Genomic DNA, 20,634 nt, shown 5'->3' with positions numbered 1-20,634 from the left:
TCGGGCGGGATCATCGAGTTGTCGCAGCGGCCGATGATGACGCGCTTCAACGGATCCCAGTCGTTCCAAGAATTGACTATCTTCGCCATGACAGTCTCCTTTCTCCGGCAGCGCATCCTGCGTTGCCTAAAATGGGTGGCACACTATTGTGTACTGCAGCTCAGCCGGCAAAAGTGCCGCGGCTGCAGGAGAACTTTGGAGACAGATGGTTCATGAAAGCTCCTCGGAATCCTACCGTGGCGTGTTTGCCAGATTTGCCGATGAGCAAGTTATACCATCTTTTTTGTTCACCTGCAACATGAAATTTACGAATAGTTTTAACCATTTTGAAATCATTATTGTTCAACTGCACAATAATTGAGAACACGCCATTTCGGGCCATTATGCAATTTTTGCCCCTATATTGGATATTTCCCGATTATATTCAGAAGCGCTCGTATAAAACGTGAAAAAATCGAAGGGGCATGCACAACGATGCGGCTCTAAAATGCCCCTCAAACCGTCCCCGCCTGCACAATATCGAAGCAAAAAAATTATTGCCAGCTTTAAGCGGCGTGCAAGAAAAAACACGGCGTTGAGCACCTTGCCAAAACGAATCGGTTTTGGGCGCGCGGTTGAGCGCCACGCCGCACGGCGCAGCGCACCGCAAAATCCTCGAACAAAGGCGCGCCCTGCTGCAAGCACCGGGGCGCGCCCTTGCACGCTAGTAGTATCGGTAATAAGCGGCGCAGCTGCCTTCGCTTGAAACCATGCACGGACCCACAGGGTTTTCGGGCGTGCATACCGTACGAAACAACGGGCACTCGTCAGGCGCCATGATACCGCGCAGCACGTCGCCGCAACGACAGCCCTTCGGGTCCTGCGTGGGCTCCACGAGCGGCTGGAATCGCCTTACCGCGTCGAACCGCGCGAACTGCTCTCGAATGCGATACCCCGACCCGGGAATCTCCCCCAGCCCGCGCCACGTGGCAGGACAGGTTTCGAACACCTCGTCGATGGCCGCCAGCGCAACGGGGTTGCCCTGAGGCATCACGCCGCGCGCATACGCTATCTCGATGTCAGCGCGGCCCTCGTGAAGCTGGCGCATGATCATGGCGATACCTTGCAGCACGTCAACGGGCTCGAACCCGGTAATAACCCCCGGAATGCCATACTTCTCAGCCAGGAAGCGGTACGGCTCCACGCCGATGATGGTACTTACGTGGCCAGGAAGGATAAGCGCGTCCACCGAAAGGCGGGGATCGTTGATGATAGCCTCCAGAGCGCCCGGCATGTTTTTGTGCGCGGCGAATACGCTGAAGTTCTTTAGGTCCAGCGCAGCCGCTCGCTTGATGGCCATAGCCACCAAGGGCGTTGTGGTTTCAAAGCCCACTCCCACGAACACGATTTGACGCTCGGGTTGCTGCTGAGCCAATGCAATGGCATCAAGCGGCGAGTACACGATCTGCACGGAACGTCCCGACGCCTGCTCTTTGAGCAGGCTTGACGTTGAGCCAGGCACGCGCGTCATGTCGCCGAAAGTAGCAATGGTGACGTTCGGGACATGCGTGAGCGCGATCACCGTGTCGATATCCTTGTTCGAGGTCACGCACACCGGGCAACCGGGGCCTGATGCCAACCGCACGCTTTCGGGCATGAGATTTCGAATGCCGTTGCGCGCGATAGCCACCGTATGGGTGCCGCACACCTCCATAAGCGTGGCGCCCTGCACAGGCGCCAGCTTGCCTATGGAGTCGATCAAACCGCGCGCCAGTTTCGGATCCTTGAACGCTGCCAGCTCTTGTTCAAGATTGGCCATAACTCCCCCTAGGCAGGAATCTCGTCGCCAGCAAGATCAGGAAACTCCCTGATCAGGTCAATGGTTTCCTGAGCAAAATCGGGATCGACCACCTCGATGGAAAACCCTGCATGCACCAGCACGAAATCGCCGACGGCCGCCTGCGGCGTCAAATCAAGGGATATGTCGCGCGTCACGCCCAAGATGTCGACCGTTGCCAGACGATCGTCTTTGAGCTCGATCACTTTCGCGGGTATTGCCAAGCACATGGTCATGCCTTCTTTCTTGTATATGCGAGCGCTACGCTTGCCCGCCCTCGTCGTTCGAGGCCCATGCTACCACAGCCTGACCGAAGGAAACGCAGCCGTCGTTGGGCGGCAGATCGCGGTTGACGGCAACCGTGAAGCCGGCGGACTCCAAGGACGCCAGCGCATGCTCGGTCAGGTATCGGTTCATGAAAACGCCTCCCGACAAAGCCACGGCACCAATGCCGTACAGACCGCGCACCAGCTCGGCGGCAGCAAGGATGGCCTGCGCGAACGCATCGTGGAAGCGGCGCGCGATAAGCGCAACGGGCACGCCGGCGGCCTTATCGTCAAGCAACGCCTCGAACGTAGGGGCCGCGTCGAACAGGACGACCGACGTGTCCTGCGCCGTGCTGTTCTCGGTTGCCGTATTCTTGATCACCGCGATGGCGTAACGATCGCCCGCATCGGAATCGGATGCCTCGCCGTTCGCATCGCGCGAAGCCGGCGCAGAAAGGGCTCCTTCGAGCAAGATGGCCGGCTCACCCTCGTAGCGCGACTCCGCGCACACCCCCAAAAGAGCGCTCGCTGCATCGAACAAGCGGCCGACCGACGAGGTCATGGGCGTGTTTATCCCTTGCTCGATCATTTGCTCGCACAGGGCGGCCTGCGGCCCCAACGCCTCGATCATGCTTGCGGCCGCCGGATGTTCCAGCAGGTCGAACGCCCAAAGCACACCATAGGCCATGCGAAGCGGATGCTTCACCGCGGCCGCGCCGCCCGGCATGGGAACGTACGCGAAGTTCGCAAAGCGCTCGAACGCCTGCATGTTGGCCAGCAGGACCTCGCCGCCCCATATAGCCCCGTCAACGCCATAACCCGTGCCATCGAACGCGATGCCGCACACGGGACCGAACAGCCCGTGCTCGCCGAGCACCGATGCCACGTGCGCATGATGATGCTGGACCTCGAGAAGCGGCAGATCCCGCGTGCGGCTTTCTTCGTGCGCCCACTTCGACGTCAGGTATTCGGGGTGCAGATCGCAAGCCAAACGCGTAGGCTGCAATTCGAACAGCTGCTGGTAGCGATCCTTTGCCGCCAGCCAGGCATCGTAGGTTTCGGCGTTTTCCATGTCGCCGATATGCTGCGACACGAACGCTTCGGCGTCGCGCGTCAGGGTGAAGGTGTTCTTCTGCTCCGGGCCGACCGCTAGGATGGACGAGGCCGCACGGGATGCGGAGCCGTCGGCATCGAGATCCTCCGACTGCCGACCGGCAAGCGGGAGCGGCAAGGGGGCGAAGCCGCGGGCCCGGCGTATGAACTGGACGGCATCTCCCGAACTGCCAGCGCCGATGACGCGCACGACCGAATCGTCGTAGCGCGTGCGGATGGCGCGGTCGTGACCCAAAAACGCATCCGCGACCGAGAACAGCCTGTCGTACGCATCCTCGTCATCGGTGACGATAGGCTCGTCGTGAATGTTGCCCGATGTCATGACGAGCAGCGGAATGAGACATTGACCCCGTCCCTTTGTCTCATGCAGCAGCAGGTGCTGGAGGGGGGTGTAGGGCAGCATGACGCCCAGTTCGGAGAGGCCGTCAGCAAGACCGGACGCCAATTGCACGTCGGCGCGCTTGCGCAGCAAGACGATGGGGCGAGACGTCGATTCGAGCACGCCCGCCTCGGCCTCGTCGACCTCGCACAAAGCGCGCACGGATTCGACGCCGTCCGTCATCACCGCGAACGCCTTTCCTTCGCGGTGCTTGCGAGAGCGCAACAGCGCAACCGCGTCCGCGTTGTTGGCGTCGCACACCAAGTGAAACCCGCCCAGGCCCTTCACGGCGATGATCTTGCCTGCCAGCAGCAGCTCGACGGCACGCGCGAGAATCGCATCGCTCTGCTCGCGCGTCGATCCCCACAGCGTCTCGGTTAACGGAGCGTCGATAACCCCGCCGTCGTGCTCGCGCCAACTAATATGAGGGCCGCATTCGAAGCACGCGTCGGGCTGCGCGTGAAAACGACGATCGAGGGGATCGGCATATTCCGACGAGCAGCGCTCGCACATCGGGAAATCCTTCATGGACGTGCTCTTGCGATCGTAGGGAAGCTTCTCGATGATAGTGAAACGAGGCCCGCAGTTCGTGCAGTTTATAAAGGGATAGCGATAGCGGCGGTCGTTGGGGTTGAACAGCTCGCGCACGCAATCGTCGCACGTCGCAAGGTCGGGCGAGACAAGCGTGGTCCGCTCGACTTCGCCCGCATCGGAAAAGCGAATGTCGAACGACTCGAAATCCTCCAGCGGAACTTCCTTGAGTTCGATCTCGTTCACCTGCGACGCCGCCGGCGGATTCTCCGACAGCTCGATCACAAATTCGTCAAGCAGCTTCGATTCGCCTTCGGCATGGATGAAAACGCCGTCGGTGGCATTCAAAACCCAGCCGTTGATCAGATATTTTTTAGCCAAACGATAGACGAAGGGGCGGAAACCCACCCCTTGTACGATACCTTTGACTTGTATGTTGAGCGCTTCTTTCATGAATACGCCTCCCAAAGATTATCGCGCGTCAAGTTCCTCCAAGATGCTGGTGACCACTTCGGCCAACGCCCGCAAGGTAACGCCCGAGTTGTCGGGCAGATGCAGGTGCACCACGCGGCGGCCCCGATCGGCGAGCGTGAGCAGGTCGCCCGATGCCTGCGCCTTAGCCAACGAGCCCAAGCTCTCGGCTTCCTGGCCCAGAGGAATATCCTTGAGCTCGTCGGCCGAAAGAATCAGGAACACGCCGCAGTTCGGACCGCCCTTGTGAAGCTGACCTGTGGAATGCAAGTAACGAGGTCCCACTTCCAAGCACGATACCACGCCGCGCTTGTCGGCTACGCCATGACGAATGGTCTCGAGCGCTTCGCGCCGACCTTCGCCGGTAAACGGCAAAAACGCATTGAGGGCGAAGAAATCGCCCGGCTGGATGCTGCTCAGCAGCGCACGCAAAGCGCCGCGAATGTCGGTGCAGTCTTTGAAGCAGGGCGCCAAGCGCACCTCTGCTTCGCCCATGAGCACGTCCCCGATGAAGTCCTGTACGAAATCGGGCTCAGGCTGGCCGTCCCGCAGAATGTCGAGCACAACCGCCTTGGCCGATGCAACGTCGGGCTGATCGAAGGGACACACGCGCATCAGGTAGCCGCACATGGCGATGGCGCATTCCCACATCACGAAATGCTCGGCCAGCTCCTCGACGGAGTCGATCCGATAGTTCTGGCGGGGGATGGCGGGATCGATGTAGGACAGGCTCATCTCGAAGTTGCGACGCTCGTCCCATAGGTCGGTTTTAGTCAGGTACGTGATAACGCTGCGGTCGCCCGGATCCTTCTTGAGAAGCAGCGTGTCAACCTCGATGTTCGGCAGGATGCCCTGGCCTTCCTTGCCCAGGCTCTCGGCAACCAGCTGCTCGATCCACAAGCCAAGCACGCGGCCGCGCTTTTGCGTGAGGAACGAGAACTTGTTGCGGCCCTGCAGGTAGTTGTCGTACAAGAACGCCGCAAGCACGATGGCCGGATTGTCGATGGCGTCTTCGCTGCATTGATGCTCGGCTTCAACCGCGTGCCGCATGAACTCCTGGAGATCGATGCCCACAAGCGCTGCGGGAAGCAGGCCGAACACCGACAGCGCCGAGAAGCGCCCGCCCACCGTGGGTTCGCCGGAGAACACCGCAGCCCAACCCTCTTCGCGCGCTTGGCGCTCAAGCTGAGAGCCGGGATCGGTGATGGCAACCAGATGCTGCACCAGCTCTTCCTCGCCAATACGATCCGCCACGGCGTCGCGCACGGCGCGCAGAGCCAGGCGCGGCTCGATGGTGCCGCCGCTTTTCGAGGAGATGATGAACAGCGTGGTATGCGGGTCGGCTTCAGCGAGCATCGCGCGCACGCGCACCGGGGAATCGGAGTCGAGCGTGCGGAACGTGACCGCAGACGAGTCCGGCTTGTTGTACTTGGTAATGGTCATGGGAGCCTGCGTGGAACCGCCTTGCCCAATGAGCACGACCGTCTCGAGGCCCTGCGCGATGATCGAGTCGGCAAACGACTGGATCTCGGACAGGGGGCAAGGCGGATTGCTTGCAAGATCCGTCCACCCCATATAGTTCTCGGCGCATGCGCGCGCTTCTTCGGAAAAGCCGTACAGAGTAGCATCCTTCGCGTGCAGCCTGCTGGCTACGCACTCTTTCACGAGTATCTTTGCGGAAGGATACAGTTTTTCCATGTCACCGGACAGCATGATACCTTCTTTCACGTAAGTCTTTTCATTCTAGCAAACGCAGGAGGTCAGCGCGTATAAGAGGGGATCTCTTGTGGTGGACTTGTGAACGATCATCTAGTTCTTTTGTATCAATTTTATTGATTTTTATTTTTAATTAATATAAAGTATCGTTTAAGAAACGGGCGTTACGCCCGTTCAAAACAAGAGGGAGGAAGCACCATGTCCGAGATCACCAGACGAGATCTTTTGAAGGGCGCCGCTGTGGGAGCAGCATCGGTTTCGACGTTGGGACTGCTTGCGGCATGCGCCAACGAAAGCCAGCCCGCCAGCACGGATCAGCCCGCCGCCTCGACCGATTCAGCAGCCGAGCAGTACGTAGCCGAGGTGCTGGACCCCGCCTCGATCCCCGAGGCAAGCACTGCCAGCAACTTCAACATCGTGCCGGACAGCAAGACCGTCGTGGGCACCACCTACGAGAACCTGCTAGCCGCCATCGAAGGCGAAACCGGAGCCACCACAAAATATGAAGCGTATGCCGAAGTTGCTAAAAAAGAGGGCTTCGAGGTGCTGTCGCGCCTGTTCCAGTGCACGGCCGATGCCGAAAAAATTCACATTGATCTGGAATACAACCTTGCCAAAGAGCTGGATCCCAGCACGGAAAAGCCCCAACCTCCCACCGTGGAAGGCCACGAGAGCGACGTCAACCTGATCTCCGGCGCAAACGGCGAGATCTACGAAACCTCCGACATGTACCCTTCGTTCATCAAGAAGGCCCAAGAGGAGGGCAACAACAAGGCCGTGCAGGTGTTCACGCGCGCCAAGCTTGCGGAAGCCTACCATGCCAAGCTGTACATGGACGCTTACACCACCATCGACACGCCCTTCGACGGGAAATACTACCTGTGCCCCATCTGCGGCTATATCCACAAGGGCGAGAACTTCACCGCCTGCCCCATCTGCTTGGCACCGAAGAGCTCGTTCACGGCGTACTAGGCTGCTGCCGAGCGCGCTTGCAGCGGTCGCCTGTTAACAAGTGACAACGTGTGCATGCCGGGCACCCCTGCTGCATCACAGGAAAAAGCGCCTCCGTTCGTTTCATGCGAGCGGGGGCTCTCGCTTATTGCGCCTCACAATATGTTTCGAGTGAACATTTTCAGACGAGTGCGAGAAGGGGTTGTGGCTAAAGATGTTTTGCCCCATGGCAAGGGGCAAGCCGTGTCCCTTGAAACGCTTGCAAAGCTGAACGACAACGAGAGACTCGCTCTTCGGCTCGTTGCTGAGGAGGGTCGAATAACCACGTCGAACCTCGTTGAGAAGGCGGGAGTGTCCAAACCAACGGCATCTCGCGTGCTGAAGAGCTTAGTTGATGAGGGACTGCTGGTCTGGCATGGCAAAAACAGAACCGATCCTTTCCAATACTACGGCCCACCTGCCAAGCTGTAAAGAGCTGTAAAGAGTGTTGGGTTGACCCTGATTTCCCTAAACCCTTCCCACGCCCTGTCCAGGTCGACGGCGCAGGCTTCCACGATGCAGCGGACGACGACGCGAGGCAGCCGGCACAGATGGCAGATCGACGACCATGCGGCGACGATCCACGTGCTGTTGTTCGCAGGAGACGTGTGCTAGCAGCTCAGGACGTGCCAAGGCGCCGCCGTCAATCCACGCGGTTGTCGGCGACGCCTTGTTGAGTATAGCTAAAACACCTGCTCAAACGAGCATCGAGAGCGGCGCTATAGGCCGAGCGCCTTCTTGAGCGCCGAAACGCGGCGACGGGATACGGGAATCTTCTCCTCAACGGCGTTGAGCGTCAGCAGCAGCGTGCCGCCCGAAACCGATTCGATCTCTTCCACCATCGACAGGTTCACCAGATAGCCGCGATGCACGCGGAAGAAGCCATGCCCGTCCAGACGCTTCTCCAACTGGGCCAAGCTGACCGTCGAAAAGTAGCGATCCGTATCGGTCTGCAGGTACGCGTAGTCATCGCGTGCCATGACGAAGCGGATCTTATCGATGCCGATGAGAATCTTCTTGCCGCCCTTTTCAACCGGAATGCGCTCGGACTTCTGGGCCTGCAAATGCAGGGACACATGCTCGCGAACACGCGAGATAGCCTGAGACAGACGCTCGGTCTCAACCGGCTTCACCAGGTAGTCGATCGCGCTGACCTTGAACGCGTCCAACGCATATTCGCTGTACGCGGTCACGAACACGACCGCCGGGGGGAACTTGAGATGCTGCAAGGCCTCCGCCAACTGCAATCCCGTAGCCTCGGGCATGTTGACATCAAGAAACATCACGTCAACGGGATACTCCTTGAGCTTTTCAATGGCCTCGCGCACGCTGGCGGCTTCGGCCACGACCTCGGTCTGCCCAAGCTCGTCCAACAGGAACTTGAGTTCAGAACGTGCGGGGGCCTCGTCGTCGACAATCATGGCTTTCAACACTAATACCTCCTAGATTCCGAACAAATGCTTAAAGATTCCTTCATTATAAGTCATGGTAAGCCTAAACCACGCAAAAGCAGAAATATAGGGGCAACCAATTCAACAAGGGCCGCAATCGGCGGCGAAAGGCCTTTGCGCATGCACGCGCCTCGCGATGGGCGGTGGGCAACTGCGAATGCGCAGGGATGCCTTAGCCCTGCGGGCTGTCCGTCAGGTACCGGTGCCGCAAAGCGTCGCGCTGATCGTCCGCCACGCCAAGCGCAACGCGCACGTACTCATCCAGACTTCCGTACTCCCGATCCACCGCATCGAACGCCGCCTGCAAAAAACGAGGGTCGGCCGAGTTGAGCACTTTAAGGCTTGCATCTAGCTTGTCCGCCAAACCGTAGGCGGCCAGCGCGTCCATGATGTCTTGCGAGCGCGCCTCCACGTAACGGTTCGTGGCTTCGTAGTCTTTCACTATAACGTCGCGAGGCACGCCTAAAACGTGGAGCATCAGCATGGTGGCCAAACCGGCGCGATCCTTGCCGATAGTGCAATGCCACAACACCGCCCCCTGATCAGCAGTCAAAACGCCCTGGAAGAACTGGGAGAACCCGCGCTGACTCCGCTCGTCGAGCACCATGCGAGCGTACACGTCCATCATCATGCCGGCCGGGTTCTTCTGAACCGCCCGAAGCGCCTTGAGGGCCGAAAGAACCCCGCCTTCATGCGTCACCCCGAACGTTGCGGCCGAAAGGACCGGCGCGCAGAAAAACCGCACGCCAAGCAGGGCATCCTCGGGGTCCGGGTGCTCGCGGCGCTCTTCTTCGGTGCGCAGGTCCACAACCGTGCGCACGTCGAACTCGTCCGCAAGCGTTTCCAAATCGCGCTGGGTGGCGCGGTCGAGAGCACCCGAGCGAAGCAGGCGCGCATGCCTGACGAACAATCCGCCGGCCGCGGGGATGCCGCCCAGATCCCGCGTGTTCGGAAGACCCTCGAACTCGATGCGGCCATCGGAGGCGCTTTCGAAGCCCTCGGTGTCCACGATGTCGAGAGCCGGGTAAAAATCATTCGGAACCGTATCGACCATCGACCTTTCTCTCCCCTGCACACTAAAAGAGCCCCGACGCCTTCGAAGCGTCGGGGCTCGAACGACATTGCTACTCCAGATCGAGCTTCATGAGCTTGTCGAGCGTAAGCGCGTAAATCCTGAAAGACTGCTTGAGCAACTCTTCGCTGACACCCTCGTCGGGGCCGTGCATCATGCCCACCCATACGGGATCCTTGATCCACGGTTTTTCGGGACCGAAGCTCGCGCCGCTTTTGAACTCGCGCGCATAGGTGCCGCCGCCCATGGTGAACGGCTTGGCATCCTCTCCGGTCGCCTCGTTGTACGCATTGAGCAGCGCCTGGATGACCGGGGTGTCCGGCTTCACCAAAAACGGCTCCATGAGCAGGGTGTTCTCGAACGAACCGCCAATTTGATCGGTAAGTTGGCGCAGACGGGCGCTTATCTCGTCCGCCGTGATGGACGTGGGGAAACGGCTGTCCAGCGTCTGGACGAAGCAATCGCCCTCCAACTTGATGGTGCCGCCGACCACGGTGAGCGGGCCGAAGTACTCATCCGAGCTCTTGATGCCCACGCCGCTGCCATCGGTGTGGTTCAGAAGCTTTTGATCGAGCTCCAAGAAGGCACGCTCGTCCGCACCGCACAACCCGTGCTCCAGCAGATAGTCCACGATAAGGCCGATGGCGTTGATGCCTTCGTCGGGCATCGAGGCGTGGGCTCCCTTGCCCGATGCCTCAAGGCGCGCAAGCCCTTCTCCCGCTTCGCTCACCGTGATGCGATCGGTGCCCGGAAGCTCGTTCGCGTTGGCTTTCACGACCGCATGCGCGATGCCCGGCACCGCGTTCGTGGCCGCGCCGCCCTCGAACTCCACGATAACGCGCGCGCATTCTTCGATAGGCTTGCTCTTGATGGTTCCGTCAAAGCCGCCCTTTTCGCCATAGCACACGGGAAATTCGGCATCGGGCGTGAACAAGAACGCCGGATCCTCGTAATGCTTGTGGTAGTACGCCACGTCGGCCATGCCCGATTCTTCGTTCGCGCCGAACAGGAAGCGGACGGTGTAGGGAAACTCCACGCCCTGGTCTTTCCAGAACTTCACCGCATGCAGCGCGACCACGCTGGGCCCCTTATCGTCCAAAGTGCCGCGGCCGATCAGATAGCCCTCTTTGCGCGTCACGGCATAGGGCTCGAACGTCCAGCCGGGACCGGCGGGCACGACGTCCATGTGGCCGATGATTCCAATTTGGGTCGTGCTCTTACCGGGGAAATCAGCGAACCCGATATAGCCTTCGGCATCATGGGTTTCGAATCCCATGCCGGCAGCCAGGTCAAGCGCCGCAGCAAGGGCTTTTTTGGGACCAGGGCCGAACGGGGAGCCGTCGGCCTTCTTGTCCAGCTCCTCGAAACTGGGAATGCGCACGAGCGTTTCGATGTCGCCGACCATCGTTTCCCAGTTGTCTTCAAGATACGCGTCGATCTTCTTGATAAGCTCCGCTTGTTCCATAAGGACTCCGCCTCTCTGTCGAGTGCGCACGTTCAAGGCGTCGGCTACTGCAGCCATCCGCCTTGAGGGCAGTTGCCTTCATTATGCGCGTTGACAAGATGCCGCGCCAGACGGTCATCTATCTGTTAACCGATTTTCGCATGACGGCGTTTGGGCGCACAACTCCAGAACGCTGTTTTTTCTTCTCGACGGCGCGCTTTGCTTCGGGTATACTTTCGTGTTGCGCCCGAGTGGCGGAATGGCAGACGCGGCGGTCTCAAAAACCGTTGTCTAACGACGTGCGAGTTCGACTCTCGCCTCGGGCACCATCTCGCTCATCAAGTATCCCCGCAAAGCCTTGGGCTTCGCGGGGATACTTTCTTTCCGGCTGACCGCAGCGCGCATGCCGCGACCCTCGAATCGGGCTAGCGGCGCCTGCGATGGACGGTCGCAAGCGCACCGCAGGCGATTGCGACCGCGCCCAAAACCATGATCGACGCGAACGGCACGGCATCGCCCGTGCGAACGAGCGGCTTCGAATCCCCGGCATCGCTCGTGGGCGACGCGGACGGCATGGAGGGTGCAGGCGGCATGGGAGGCTGAGGCGCTGGAGCCGCATCAAGCACCAGGCGCTTGAACACGGTGGAGCCCGACAGCACGTCCTCGCCCACCACGTAGAGGGCGTTGTCCAGCACCGTGGCGCCGCCGTAGACCACCTTCCCCACCGAAAGACGCTCCCGAACCGTCTGCCACGACCCCGTCGCCGGGTCGAACACGTACGTGTCGGCGCCCGCGCTGCCTGCGCCTTCCGCGGCGCCCGCGCTGCCCGCATCGCCCGCCCCGATGAGCCCCGCAAGAACAAGCCGCTCGCCCTCGGTCGCGATGCCGTTCACGCCCACGCCGCCCGGAAGCACCGCCGAAGCAACGGCCCCGCTCTGCGAAGGATCGACGGCATCAGGGAGGCTCGCCCGCGTCCACTCGTCCGCGCGCAGCTGCTCGACCGAATTCACCGCTTCGCCGAACTCGACTGACGAATTGCCCGCCGCCACCGTCAACGTCCCGTCGAGCATCTGCACGGAGGGCGTCGCGCGCCCGTTCGCCAGAAGAGGCAGGGCGGTCGCTTCGCCCGTTCGCACGTCAACGCGCGCGGCGAGCGACGAGCCGGTGCCGTCCGACAGCGTTCCGCCGCACAGCCACAACGATGATCCGTCGCACGTTGCACCGCTGAACGAAAGATTGGTCTCCTCGTCCCCGCAGCCCGCCAACGAAGAGCAGTCGAGCGGGTCGCTCAACGTGCGGGAAGCCGTATCGTATCGATACAGCAGATACCTGCTCAGGTCGAACAGATAGAGCACGTCATCGTGCGCCGCCATAAGAAACGACGAATCGAACACGCCGTCGAGGGCGTGTTCGATCGACCACGCCCTGCTAGACGGATCGTAGGCCAACAACGCGTAGAACGCCCCGCCCGCTTGCTCCACGCGCGCTTTGTCGCTGGTCGCGTACACAGTCGCATGCGCGGACGCCACCTGCCACGATGCGCCCTGATCAACGTCCGCCATTCCCAGGCCCTGCAAGTCAGGAGCCGGCAGGCTCTCGTAGCAAGCGGGCGGCGCCTCCTGCCCCGTAAGAAAAAGGCGCCTTCCCGATTCGCCGTCGGCGCGCACCACCTGCACGTAACGCATCTTCGCCTCGAGTTGTTGGGGCAGCTCGACGACGATGCCCTGCGCGCTCCACGAGGCAACGGGAAGCTCTTCGCCGTCGAGAAGCACGCGCCCCGCAACGTCGCCGAACCAGCTTCCCCGAACGATCGCCGAAGAGCGCGCGCCCGCATCGGCCCTCGCAGCAGGCTCCAAGGCGTCCACAACGGGATACGGATCGCTTGCCGCCCGCGCCAGATCGAGCCGGCCGTCCGAAGTGCAGGTGCCGGCAAGCGCCTCGGTACGCTCGACACCGCCCAGCACGCGGGCGCGCAGCACCGATGCGTCCTCATGAGGGAACGCCCCGGCCAGCAAAGCGAGCGCGCCCGTCACCACCGGCGCGGCCATCGAAGTTCCGCTCAGGTAGGCATAGGGGATGGTCGAGGTTACCAGGGAGACGTTGTCGATATTAAACCGCAGGTCAAGCCCGTTATCGAACGGCACAAGATTGCGAGTGACCTTGATGGAAAGGTTCTGCCAATCCACCGATCCCCGCCGATCGTCGGGTATGGCCGCAACCACCGTCGACCACGAACCGTAGGTGGTGGCCGGGTTCTTGCCCGGCTCGTCCGACAACAGCTCTATCCACGGGTTGTTCGGATCGGTCGACGAGAGGAACAGGTGCAGAACGCGGCCGTAGCCCGATGCAGCGGAATCCGTCAGTTTCACATCGAAGCCCAGGAAGCGCACGTCATCAACTGACATGCCCGCCTGCTCGATTGCCGCCGCCGCATCAATGGGCGCCGAAACCAGGCTTGCCTCCTGGCCCTCCTTCGCCGCATGCACGCCCCATTGCAGGCTGTGCCCCGATGCAGCGGATCCGGCCCAGTCCTCGTCGGTGCGCGCAACCGATGCCGAGACGTCGCCGGCTGTGGCGAACTCAAAAGGACCCGCAGCCTGCTCGAAGTCATCCTGCAAGGCGACAAGGCTGGCGTTCTCGAGATCGACCATTCCCCCCGACGCCGGCACGGTTGACAAAATAGCGTCGCCAGGCGCGGCAAGATCGGTCGTCGCCGCACCGTAGCAGGAAAAGCCCGCCAGCGCACCCGTGCGGTCGGCGGCGTTCACGGCAATGACTCCTTCCGAAGGACCGTTGGAGGGATTGATGGGAGACAGGTCGTTGTCCAGGGAGCTGTTTCCCGATGCGCACACGGACACGACGTTGGCGCTGCGATACGCATCATCCATCACGCTGTTCAAAAGACCGGAGACTCCCATTCCGCCCCAAGAATTGTTCGCAGCCACAACCGGCACGCCGGCCAACGCCGCTCGCTTCAGATAATCGTAAGCTCCCACCCCGGAAGAATTGTACATCTGGCCTGCCTTATCGGCGATGCGCAGCGCCATGATCCGGACGTTGGGCGCCACTCCGGAGCCTCCCTCGGCGTTGTTGTTCGCAGCGGCGATGATGCCCGCCACGTGCGTGCCGTGCTCATCGAAATCCATGGGATCGTCGGTGCCTTCGCCGAAGTTGTAGCCAACGCTCCCTACGGCGCCGGGCAGCCCCAGATTTCCAGGGTTGCTCCACATGACGCCTTGAAGATCGGGGTGCGTGTAATCCACCCCGGAGTCGATCACGGCCACCACGACGCTTTTCAGTCCAGCCGATGCCTGGGGGATGCCCAGCTCCTGCCACAGTTCGCGCGCATTCGAGCCGCCCGCCGCCTCGGCGGTTGAGGACAGCTGCCATTGCTTGTCGAGCAGCGGGTCGTTCGTGGCGGCTTCAGCGGGAACGACCACGCGCGCCGCGGCGGCGGCGGCGGAAGCATCCTGCTCCGGTTCCAGCCCGACGGAGGGCTTTGCCTCGGGATCGCCGATCGTGCGCACGTAATCGGGCTCGGCAGCCACCACGCCGGGGGCGCCCGCCAGCTGGCGCAGAAGCTCTTCGGTGGTCATCGTGCTTGACTCGATCAGCAGTACCCGGTCGGCTACGGAATTATTACCCGACAACGAACGCGCGGCAGGCTCGGAGGCACTGGAAGCGTACGTGAACAGCGGCTCCATCGACCATGCAGCCGCGTCGTTCGAGAAGGGGGCGATGGGAGCGAACTCGTCCGTCACGCGCGCGAGCACCCGCCCCGGCGCGTAGTCGCCCGCCTGCAGCAGGCTGTCGATCGACCGCGCTTCGTCGCCAACGCCCACCACCGGATCGTCGCGCTGCGGAGGAAGGGGCTCGGCGAACGCGGGGACGGCCGCGAACGCGAGCGTCGCAGCCAAAACGAGTGAAAAAAGTCGTCTCATGGTTTCTCATTCCTCTGCGAACGGCATCGACCGACGATGCCATAGTAGCAAGAGAAACGAATGCCGGTAAGGGAATGTGCGCAAATGGCCGAAAGCTGCTTCGCGCGGGGCACGGCGCGCGCGGGAAGCGCCGCGAACAGGCGCATCCCCTTGGGTCAGGGGATGCGCCCTCGCGCTAAGCACGCGCCTCGCCGCCGATCTTTCGAGCCGGAACCTGTTGGCCGGTGGCGGCCATGCGCTCCTCGTGCGTCATCGCAGCCAGCTGGTGCACGTGCGCAGCATCCACGCCGAGCGCCTCGGCCAGGCGATCGCCGTACTCGGGATCGGCCTTGTAGCAGTGGGCGGCATGGCGCAGGCGGATGTTCTCGGTCACGCCCTGCATGTTCGCGGCCGTGTTCGCGATAAGCGCCGCACGCTGCGCCTCGTCCATCAGGCGATACAGGTCTCCCGGCTGATAGAAGGCGTCGTCGGTCGGATCATCGGCGGGATCCCATGCGTCCATCGGCCCGAACAGGTCCAGCGGCGGCTCGGCCGCATCCGCCTGCTGCTGCCACTGGCCGTAGCTGTTGGGCTCGTAGCCAATGGTTCCGCCGAAGTTGCCGTCCGTGCGCATGGCGCCGTCGCGATGGAACTCGGCGTACGGGCAGCGCGGCTTGTTCACCGGGATGTGATTGTGGTTGACGCCCAGGCGATAGCGCTGCGCATCGCCGTAGGCGAACAGGCGGCCCTGCAGCAGCTTGTCGGGCGACAGGCCGATGCCCGGCACTAAATGCGTCGGCGCGAACGCAGCCTGCTCCACCTCGGCAAAATAGTTCTGCGGGTTGCGGTTCAGCTCGAGCGTGCCCACCTCGATAAGCGGGAACTCCTTCTGGCTCCACGTCTTCGTGATGTCGAAGGGGTTCTCCTTGTAGCTCTTCGCCGTAGCCTCGTCCATGATCTGGACGCAGAAGCGCCAGCTGGGGAACTCGCCGCGCTCGATGGCGTTGAACAGATCGCGCTGGTGGCTCTCGCGATCCCCCGCGATGATCTGACCGGCTTCGGCATCGGTCAGATTCTTGATGCCCTGGTTGGTTTTGAGGTGAAACTTCACCCACACGCGTTCGTTCTGCTCGTTGATCAGGCTGAACGTATGGCTGCCAAAGCCGTGCATGTGACGATAGCTGGCCGGTATACCGCGATCGGACATGACGATGGTCACCTGATGCAACGCCTCGGGCAAGCTGGACCAGAAATCCCAATTGCTTTGCGCGGAGTGCATGTTGGTGCGCGGATCGCGCTTCACCACATGGTTGAGATCGATGAACTTTTTGGGGTCGCGCAGGAAGAACACCGGGGTGTTGTTGCCCACCAGATCCCAGTTGCCATCGGGCGTGTAGAACTTCATGGCAAAGCCGCGGATGTCGCGTTCGGCGTCGGCCGCGCCGCGCTCGCCGGCCACCGTGGAGAAGCGCACGAACACTTCGGTTTCAGCGCCGGGCTGAAGCACCTTGGCCTTCGTGTAGCGCGAGATGTCGCCGGTCACCTTGAACGTGCCGTACGCGCCCGATCCCTTCGCGTGCATGCGACGCTCGGGAATAACCTCGCGATCGAAGTGCGCCAACTTCTCGATCATCCAGTTGTCCTGGAGCATCATGGGGCCGCGCTCGCCTGCCGTGAGCGTATGGTTGTTGTCGGCAACGGGGTTGCCGACCTCGTTGGTAAGCCTGGTGGTATCGAACTGATCGGTCATGGGAGGGCTCCTTCTTGCGGTAGGGAATCGCCTTGTCTGCTGTGGCGATCATACCAAGAGGGACCCCTCCTTGGAGCATTATTGATACTTATTCTTATTTACTACACAGTATTGTTTATTTGGCACGCCTGCTCGCTACTTCGCTGCAGACGGATCTCCGCACACGCCTACGAACAAGACGACTCCTTGCTTCGAGCGGATCTCGTACAAAAACGGGCGGTTCAAGTTGAAGTCAAGCTCTCCCACCAACGCCGGATCAGGAAGAGCCGACATCTCCATGATGTCCACCTTCGTGTAAGCGCTCGCCTCCACCCCGTTCTCATCCAAGCCGATATGGCTTTCCTGCTTCACGCTGGATACGAACGCAGGAGTATCCGTCAGGTTAGAGAAATCGGCTCGATCGCTGAAAGCCGTGCGCACGCCCAGCTTCTCGAGCGAGGGGATCAGGTCGTAAGAGCTGTCGAAAGCAAACTTCGGCACGCGATACGTCACGAACGCCTCGCCCGTTGATTCGGCGGTAAACGCCTCTTTGAGCGCAGCCGAATCGCCAAGCAGGGCGGGCGCGCTCGAACCCTCGGAAGGAAGCACGAACGTCATCTTGCTGCCGTCTGCAAAATCCAGGCTCGCGCGCGTGTAGGCGTCGGTCACGCGAATCTCCTGCGGCTTGTCCAGGCGTTGGACCATGAAGTCCGCTGCGAGGTCGCCGGACTTCGCAGAGAAAGTGCCCGATTCCGTCGTTTTCTCGTCGAAAGCCTTGGCCCACTCGCTTTTGAAATACACCGTGTTGATGAGCGAGATCAATTGCTGCTCCTGCGTCTTGAATACAGGAGCGATCGTGCCCTGGGTGTTGTCAGCGATCCATTGCCCCATGGCCCGATCCGCTTCAGGGGTTCCGAAGTCGGTCTGGAACAGCGATGCGTAGAACTGATCCCGCATCGCATCGACGAACCCCTGCTTGAACTGCTCGTCCGGACGCATCCATACGGAATTCGCCAACGTTACGTTGGAGTGCTGATCTGCGGCGAACAGACGAAGCAGGTTGCCGCACTGACGGGCAGTCCCAGCGACGTCGGGCGAACCGAGCAAAGCCGCGATTTCATCCTGCGTGCTGCCCGCAGCGCCCGCCTGGGTCATCGCCAGGGCATAATAAAGGCTCACGGGGGAATAATTCTCGTTAGGCTTGGAGTCGTCCGCAAGCACGACCGGCGCGCTGTCATAGGAAAACGCGCTCAATCGATCAAGAAACGACTGGTCGAGCCTATTCTCATCAAGAACAGCATTCTGGGCTTCGTAATCGTCCACCGACGGCTTTTGCGGGAGCGAAGCTTGCAGGACCGTCGCCACGCCATCGTACGAAGCCACAACGTCGCCAGCCGGCTTCGCGCAAGCCGCCAACGTCATCCCCGCCGCCAGGGCCAGCGCCAACGCGCATGCGCCCCTGCGAAGCAGCCTGTCCTTCATCATGCAACCTCCTCGTATGCGAATTTCACACGCGACCTGCCGATGGCCGAGGCGCGTGGATGCCATCCCGCACCGTGCGCCCTTGAAAGGGCGGCGTATCGTCGCTTCGAACCATAACACGATCATGCATCGAACTATGTCGGCGTTCGGCCAAAGAAATGCATCTGGGGTTTCGACCGCCACGGTGGACGCAGGCGGACGGGGGCGGGCGGCGAACGCGCACCTGTTCGCAAAAAAGCAGCCGCGCACGATCTGCGTGCGCGGCTGCCCAGCAAAGAAGATCTGGAAAAGCAGACCTCTTCGCCAAAGGGAGGGAGGAGGGTAATTAGCTCTGAATATACGAAGCGGCACTCTGCCCGCCGATACGCCCCCAGGTAAAGCAATTGGAAAGCGTGAATCCCATGTAGGCGGAATTGCAGCTTGCCTCGCCACCTACGAACAATCCGGGAATAATCTGTTCGTCAGCACGCAGGACCTCGGCTTTTTCGCTTCGAGCAACGCCACCATATGTAATGATTTCGCACGGAACCACGGGAACAGCCACATACGGCGCAACCAGCTTAGTCGTGGGGAAGCCGCCAAACTCCTTGTCTACGCCAGCGTCAACCGCGGCATTGTATGCATCGATCGTAGCGGCAAGGGCAGTCGGATCGACGCCCATGCTCTTCGCAAGCTCTGCAGCATCGGAGCCCTTCACGTACTCAAGACCTTCGCCGCGAACCACCTTGCCACCAGCAGCTGCAACCGTGGCCTCGTCGGATATCTCCCACACATACCCCGCGCCGTCACGATGCATCTTGTCAAAAATAGGGCTGTTGAGATCTTGGCTCATGTACCCCTTGCTGGTCTCGTCAACAAATCGATTGCCGTCGGAGCCAACCAAAATCATGTTCGGGAGATTCGTGAACCCATTCAAGTTCGCACTGGCCGAGGTTCCCTCGTGTTCGCTCATGATAGTGTAATCCTTGAGGATGCACATCATATGGTTTATGTGCGACAGAAGTGCCCCGGAATTTGATGCCGCCACCAAGCCATCGCCTTCGCAGTTAGGATGCCCTATGCCGAAAGTGCCGGCTTTTTCGGGATCGAACCGAGCAGCCAGCTCGGCGTTGTGAGCAAACCCGCCCGTTGCCAGCATAACCGCCTTTGCCTTGATGCGCCGCTGCTTGCCCTTGGACTCCACAACCGCGCCTTCAACGCGTCCTTCGGCATCCAGAAGCACTTCCACCAGCTTCGTGCCCTTCTTAACCTGCACGCCCAAATCGTCAAGACAAGCCGAGAAGGCAATCGCGAAACCGCCGCCCGCGCCGTCCACGTTATGCATCATCTGCAACGGCCCGTAGTAAATGTCTATCCTGTCAAGGAAAGAGACGCCCACGCGATCCGCCAACCAGTCGATGGTCTTACCGCAATTCTCGACGGTGATTTTGGTCAACGCGGGATCCAGACGATACGACGCATTGTTCATCAGGTTCGCGTACATCTGGTCGAACGTCAACTCGATACCTTGTTCTTTCTGAAACTTGGTATCGTAGCCAGCGATCATGCCTTGAGACATGGCCGTAGTGCCGCCGATCATATCGCTCTTTTCGACAACAAGAACGTTTTCTACTCCGTTGTCCTTCGCCTCTACCGCACACGCCAATCCGCACCCACCGGCACCACACACCAAAAGATCAACCTCCTGATCCCAGGCAGCCGACGTGCTGGAACCTCCTTGATCCGCCTGTGGAGCGCAGCCGGCCAACGCCCCCAAAGCCAAGACCGCGCTTCCAACGGCAGCACTTCCAATGAAACTGCGTCGTGAAATCCCCTGCTGCATGATGCCCTCCATTCCGATCAAGACCAAGCGAGAAGCACTTCGTCTGCAAACCGCCGTCCTGACCACACCAATTCGTCTGTCGAAAACAAGCACGCACGGCCCTTCGACAAACTCAGGGTAAAGCGCCCTCGAAGCTCGCACATCTCCTATTCTGGGTCGAATACGCCGCTCAACCCCTCCCTCATTTTGGGTTGAATACGCCCTCGCCCAACCTTTTCGGCCAAAACAGGGTTGGCACGAGCTCGTTCCTGCCGCACAATGGATCGCGATCCAACAACACGACCAGGGAGGGGAGCGGTTGATGGACGACGTGCGTTCTAAACAGCGCCACCTTCTTGTCATGCAGTGCGCCCTTGGATTCTCGGCATTCAAAGCGGCCCAATCGGTCCTGTATTCAACGGCCGTGTTAACGTCCGACACAACCACCGTGCT

14 protein-coding genes and 1 tRNA gene are annotated in these 20,634 nt (G+C 60.8%); 3 read left to right on the top strand and 12 right to left on the bottom strand.

The genetic code is table 11. From position 1 onward, the window contains the following. Nucleotides 1-381 precede the first annotated feature (381 nt). Genes DMP08_RS12385 through DMP08_RS09055 form a run of 5 tightly spaced genes read right to left on the bottom strand, consistent with a single transcriptional unit; the run spans nucleotide 382 to nucleotide 6,289 of the window. Nucleotides 382-684, bottom strand: a complete 303-nt coding sequence (locus tag DMP08_RS12385; RefSeq protein WP_148042350.1) for a hypothetical protein — start codon at nucleotides 682-684, stop codon at nucleotides 382-384. A 19-nt stretch (nucleotides 685-703) separates the two neighbouring features. Further along, complete coding sequence (gene hypD, locus DMP08_RS09070) at nucleotides 704-1,798, bottom strand: hydrogenase formation protein HypD (protein ID WP_123192587.1); 1,095 nt, start codon at nucleotides 1,796-1,798, stop codon at nucleotides 704-706. 8 nt (nucleotides 1,799-1,806) lie between these two features. Further along, the gene (locus tag DMP08_RS09065; RefSeq protein WP_114566454.1) at nucleotides 1,807-2,046 is read right to left on the bottom strand and encodes a HypC/HybG/HupF family hydrogenase formation chaperone; all 240 of its coding nucleotides are present in this window, start codon (nucleotides 2,044-2,046) and stop codon (nucleotides 1,807-1,809) included. A 31-nt stretch (nucleotides 2,047-2,077) separates the two neighbouring features. Continuing rightward, nucleotides 2,078-4,558, bottom strand: a complete 2,481-nt coding sequence (hypF, locus tag DMP08_RS09060) for a carbamoyltransferase HypF (RefSeq protein WP_123192586.1) — start codon at nucleotides 4,556-4,558, stop codon at nucleotides 2,078-2,080. A gap of 18 nt (nucleotides 4,559-4,576) precedes the next feature. Continuing rightward, nucleotides 4,577-6,289, bottom strand: coding sequence for a glucose-6-phosphate isomerase (locus DMP08_RS09055; RefSeq protein WP_123192585.1), 1,713 nt, complete (start codon nucleotides 6,287-6,289; stop codon nucleotides 4,577-4,579). A 201-nt stretch (nucleotides 6,290-6,490) separates the two neighbouring features. Between DMP08_RS09055 and ngr the strand changes: the two genes are divergently transcribed. Together ngr and DMP08_RS09045 are read left to right on the top strand one after the other, a co-directional pair. Beyond that, nucleotides 6,491-7,264 carry a nigerythrin gene (gene ngr / locus DMP08_RS09050; RefSeq protein WP_123192584.1) on the top strand — a complete coding sequence of 258 codons (774 nt, stop codon included), beginning with the start codon at nucleotides 6,491-6,493 and terminating at the stop codon, nucleotides 7,262-7,264. 183 nt (nucleotides 7,265-7,447) lie between these two features. After that, nucleotides 7,448-7,714 carry a helix-turn-helix transcriptional regulator gene (locus DMP08_RS09045; protein ID WP_161555454.1) on the top strand — a complete coding sequence of 89 codons (267 nt, stop codon included), beginning with the start codon at nucleotides 7,448-7,450 and terminating at the stop codon, nucleotides 7,712-7,714. Between the two features lie 287 nt (nucleotides 7,715-8,001). Here DMP08_RS09045 and DMP08_RS09040 read toward each other — a convergent pair whose 3' ends face one another. From DMP08_RS09040 to DMP08_RS09030, 3 genes are all read right to left on the bottom strand, one after another. Next, nucleotides 8,002-8,715, bottom strand: a complete 714-nt coding sequence (locus tag DMP08_RS09040) for a LytR/AlgR family response regulator transcription factor (protein ID WP_114566437.1) — start codon at nucleotides 8,713-8,715, stop codon at nucleotides 8,002-8,004. 190 nt (nucleotides 8,716-8,905) lie between these two features. After that, a complete protein-coding gene (locus tag DMP08_RS09035) occupies nucleotides 8,906-9,787 on the bottom strand; it encodes a tyrosine-protein phosphatase (RefSeq protein WP_123192582.1) in 882 nt (293 codons plus the stop codon). A 70-nt stretch (nucleotides 9,788-9,857) separates the two neighbouring features. Continuing rightward, nucleotides 9,858-11,270, bottom strand: coding sequence for a Sapep family Mn(2+)-dependent dipeptidase (locus tag DMP08_RS09030; protein WP_123192581.1), 1,413 nt, complete (start codon nucleotides 11,268-11,270; stop codon nucleotides 9,858-9,860). 224 nt (nucleotides 11,271-11,494) lie between these two features. Between DMP08_RS09030 and DMP08_RS09025 the strand changes: the two genes are divergently transcribed. Then, nucleotides 11,495-11,578: transfer RNA gene (locus DMP08_RS09025), tRNA-Leu, on the top strand. Nucleotides 11,579-11,674: 96 nt separating this feature from the next. Here the strand turns inward: DMP08_RS09025 and DMP08_RS09020 are convergent. The 4 genes from DMP08_RS09020 to DMP08_RS09005 form a co-directional block, all read right to left on the bottom strand. Beyond that, on the bottom strand, nucleotides 11,675-15,190 hold the full coding sequence (locus DMP08_RS09020; RefSeq protein ID WP_123192580.1) for a S8 family serine peptidase: 3,516 nt from the start codon (nucleotides 15,188-15,190) through the stop codon (nucleotides 11,675-11,677). A gap of 175 nt (nucleotides 15,191-15,365) precedes the next feature. Next, the gene (locus DMP08_RS09015; RefSeq protein WP_123192579.1) at nucleotides 15,366-16,919 is read right to left on the bottom strand and encodes a catalase; all 1,554 of its coding nucleotides are present in this window, start codon (nucleotides 16,917-16,919) and stop codon (nucleotides 15,366-15,368) included. A 135-nt stretch (nucleotides 16,920-17,054) separates the two neighbouring features. Further along, nucleotides 17,055-18,383: a serpin family protein gene (locus tag DMP08_RS09010; RefSeq protein WP_161555453.1), complete on the bottom strand. Its 1,329-nt coding sequence runs from the start codon at nucleotides 18,381-18,383 to the stop codon at nucleotides 17,055-17,057. Between the two features lie 322 nt (nucleotides 18,384-18,705). Further along, nucleotides 18,706-20,229 carry an FAD-dependent oxidoreductase gene (locus DMP08_RS09005; RefSeq protein ID WP_244596900.1) on the bottom strand — a complete coding sequence of 508 codons (1,524 nt, stop codon included), beginning with the start codon at nucleotides 20,227-20,229 and terminating at the stop codon, nucleotides 18,706-18,708. Between the last annotated feature and the right edge of the window lie 405 nt (nucleotides 20,230-20,634).

The organism is Paraeggerthella hongkongensis (genome assembly GCF_003726035.1).
Taxonomy (GTDB): domain Bacteria; phylum Actinomycetota; class Coriobacteriia; order Coriobacteriales; family Eggerthellaceae; genus Paraeggerthella; species Paraeggerthella hongkongensis.
The sequence above is the reverse complement of the archived record's forward strand: the minus strand, read 5'-3'. Positions and strand labels throughout refer to the sequence as shown.

Coding starts and splice junctions, on each gene's coding strand:
- hypD (WP_123192587.1), bottom strand. CDS start 1,798: ATGGCCAATCTTGAACAAGAGCTGGCAGCGTTCAAGGATCCGAAACTG.
- DMP08_RS09065 (WP_114566454.1), bottom strand. CDS start 2,046: ATGTGCTTGGCAATACCCGCGAAAGTGATCGAGCTCAAAGACGATCGT.
- hypF (WP_123192586.1), bottom strand. CDS start 4,558: ATGAAAGAAGCGCTCAACATACAAGTCAAAGGTATCGTACAAGGGGTG.
- DMP08_RS09055 (WP_123192585.1), bottom strand. CDS start 6,289: ATGCTGTCCGGTGACATGGAAAAACTGTATCCTTCCGCAAAGATACTC.
- ngr (WP_123192584.1), top strand. CDS start 6,491: ATGTCCGAGATCACCAGACGAGATCTTTTGAAGGGCGCCGCTGTGGGA.
- DMP08_RS09035 (WP_123192582.1), bottom strand. CDS start 9,787: ATGGTCGATACGGTTCCGAATGATTTTTACCCGGCTCTCGACATCGTG.
- DMP08_RS09030 (WP_123192581.1), bottom strand. CDS start 11,270: ATGGAACAAGCGGAGCTTATCAAGAAGATCGACGCGTATCTTGAAGAC.
- DMP08_RS09020 (WP_123192580.1), bottom strand. CDS start 15,190: ATGAGACGACTTTTTTCACTCGTTTTGGCTGCGACGCTCGCGTTCGCG.
- DMP08_RS09015 (WP_123192579.1), bottom strand. CDS start 16,919: ATGACCGATCAGTTCGATACCACCAGGCTTACCAACGAGGTCGGCAAC.
- DMP08_RS09010 (WP_161555453.1), bottom strand. CDS start 18,383: ATGATGAAGGACAGGCTGCTTCGCAGGGGCGCATGCGCGTTGGCGCTG.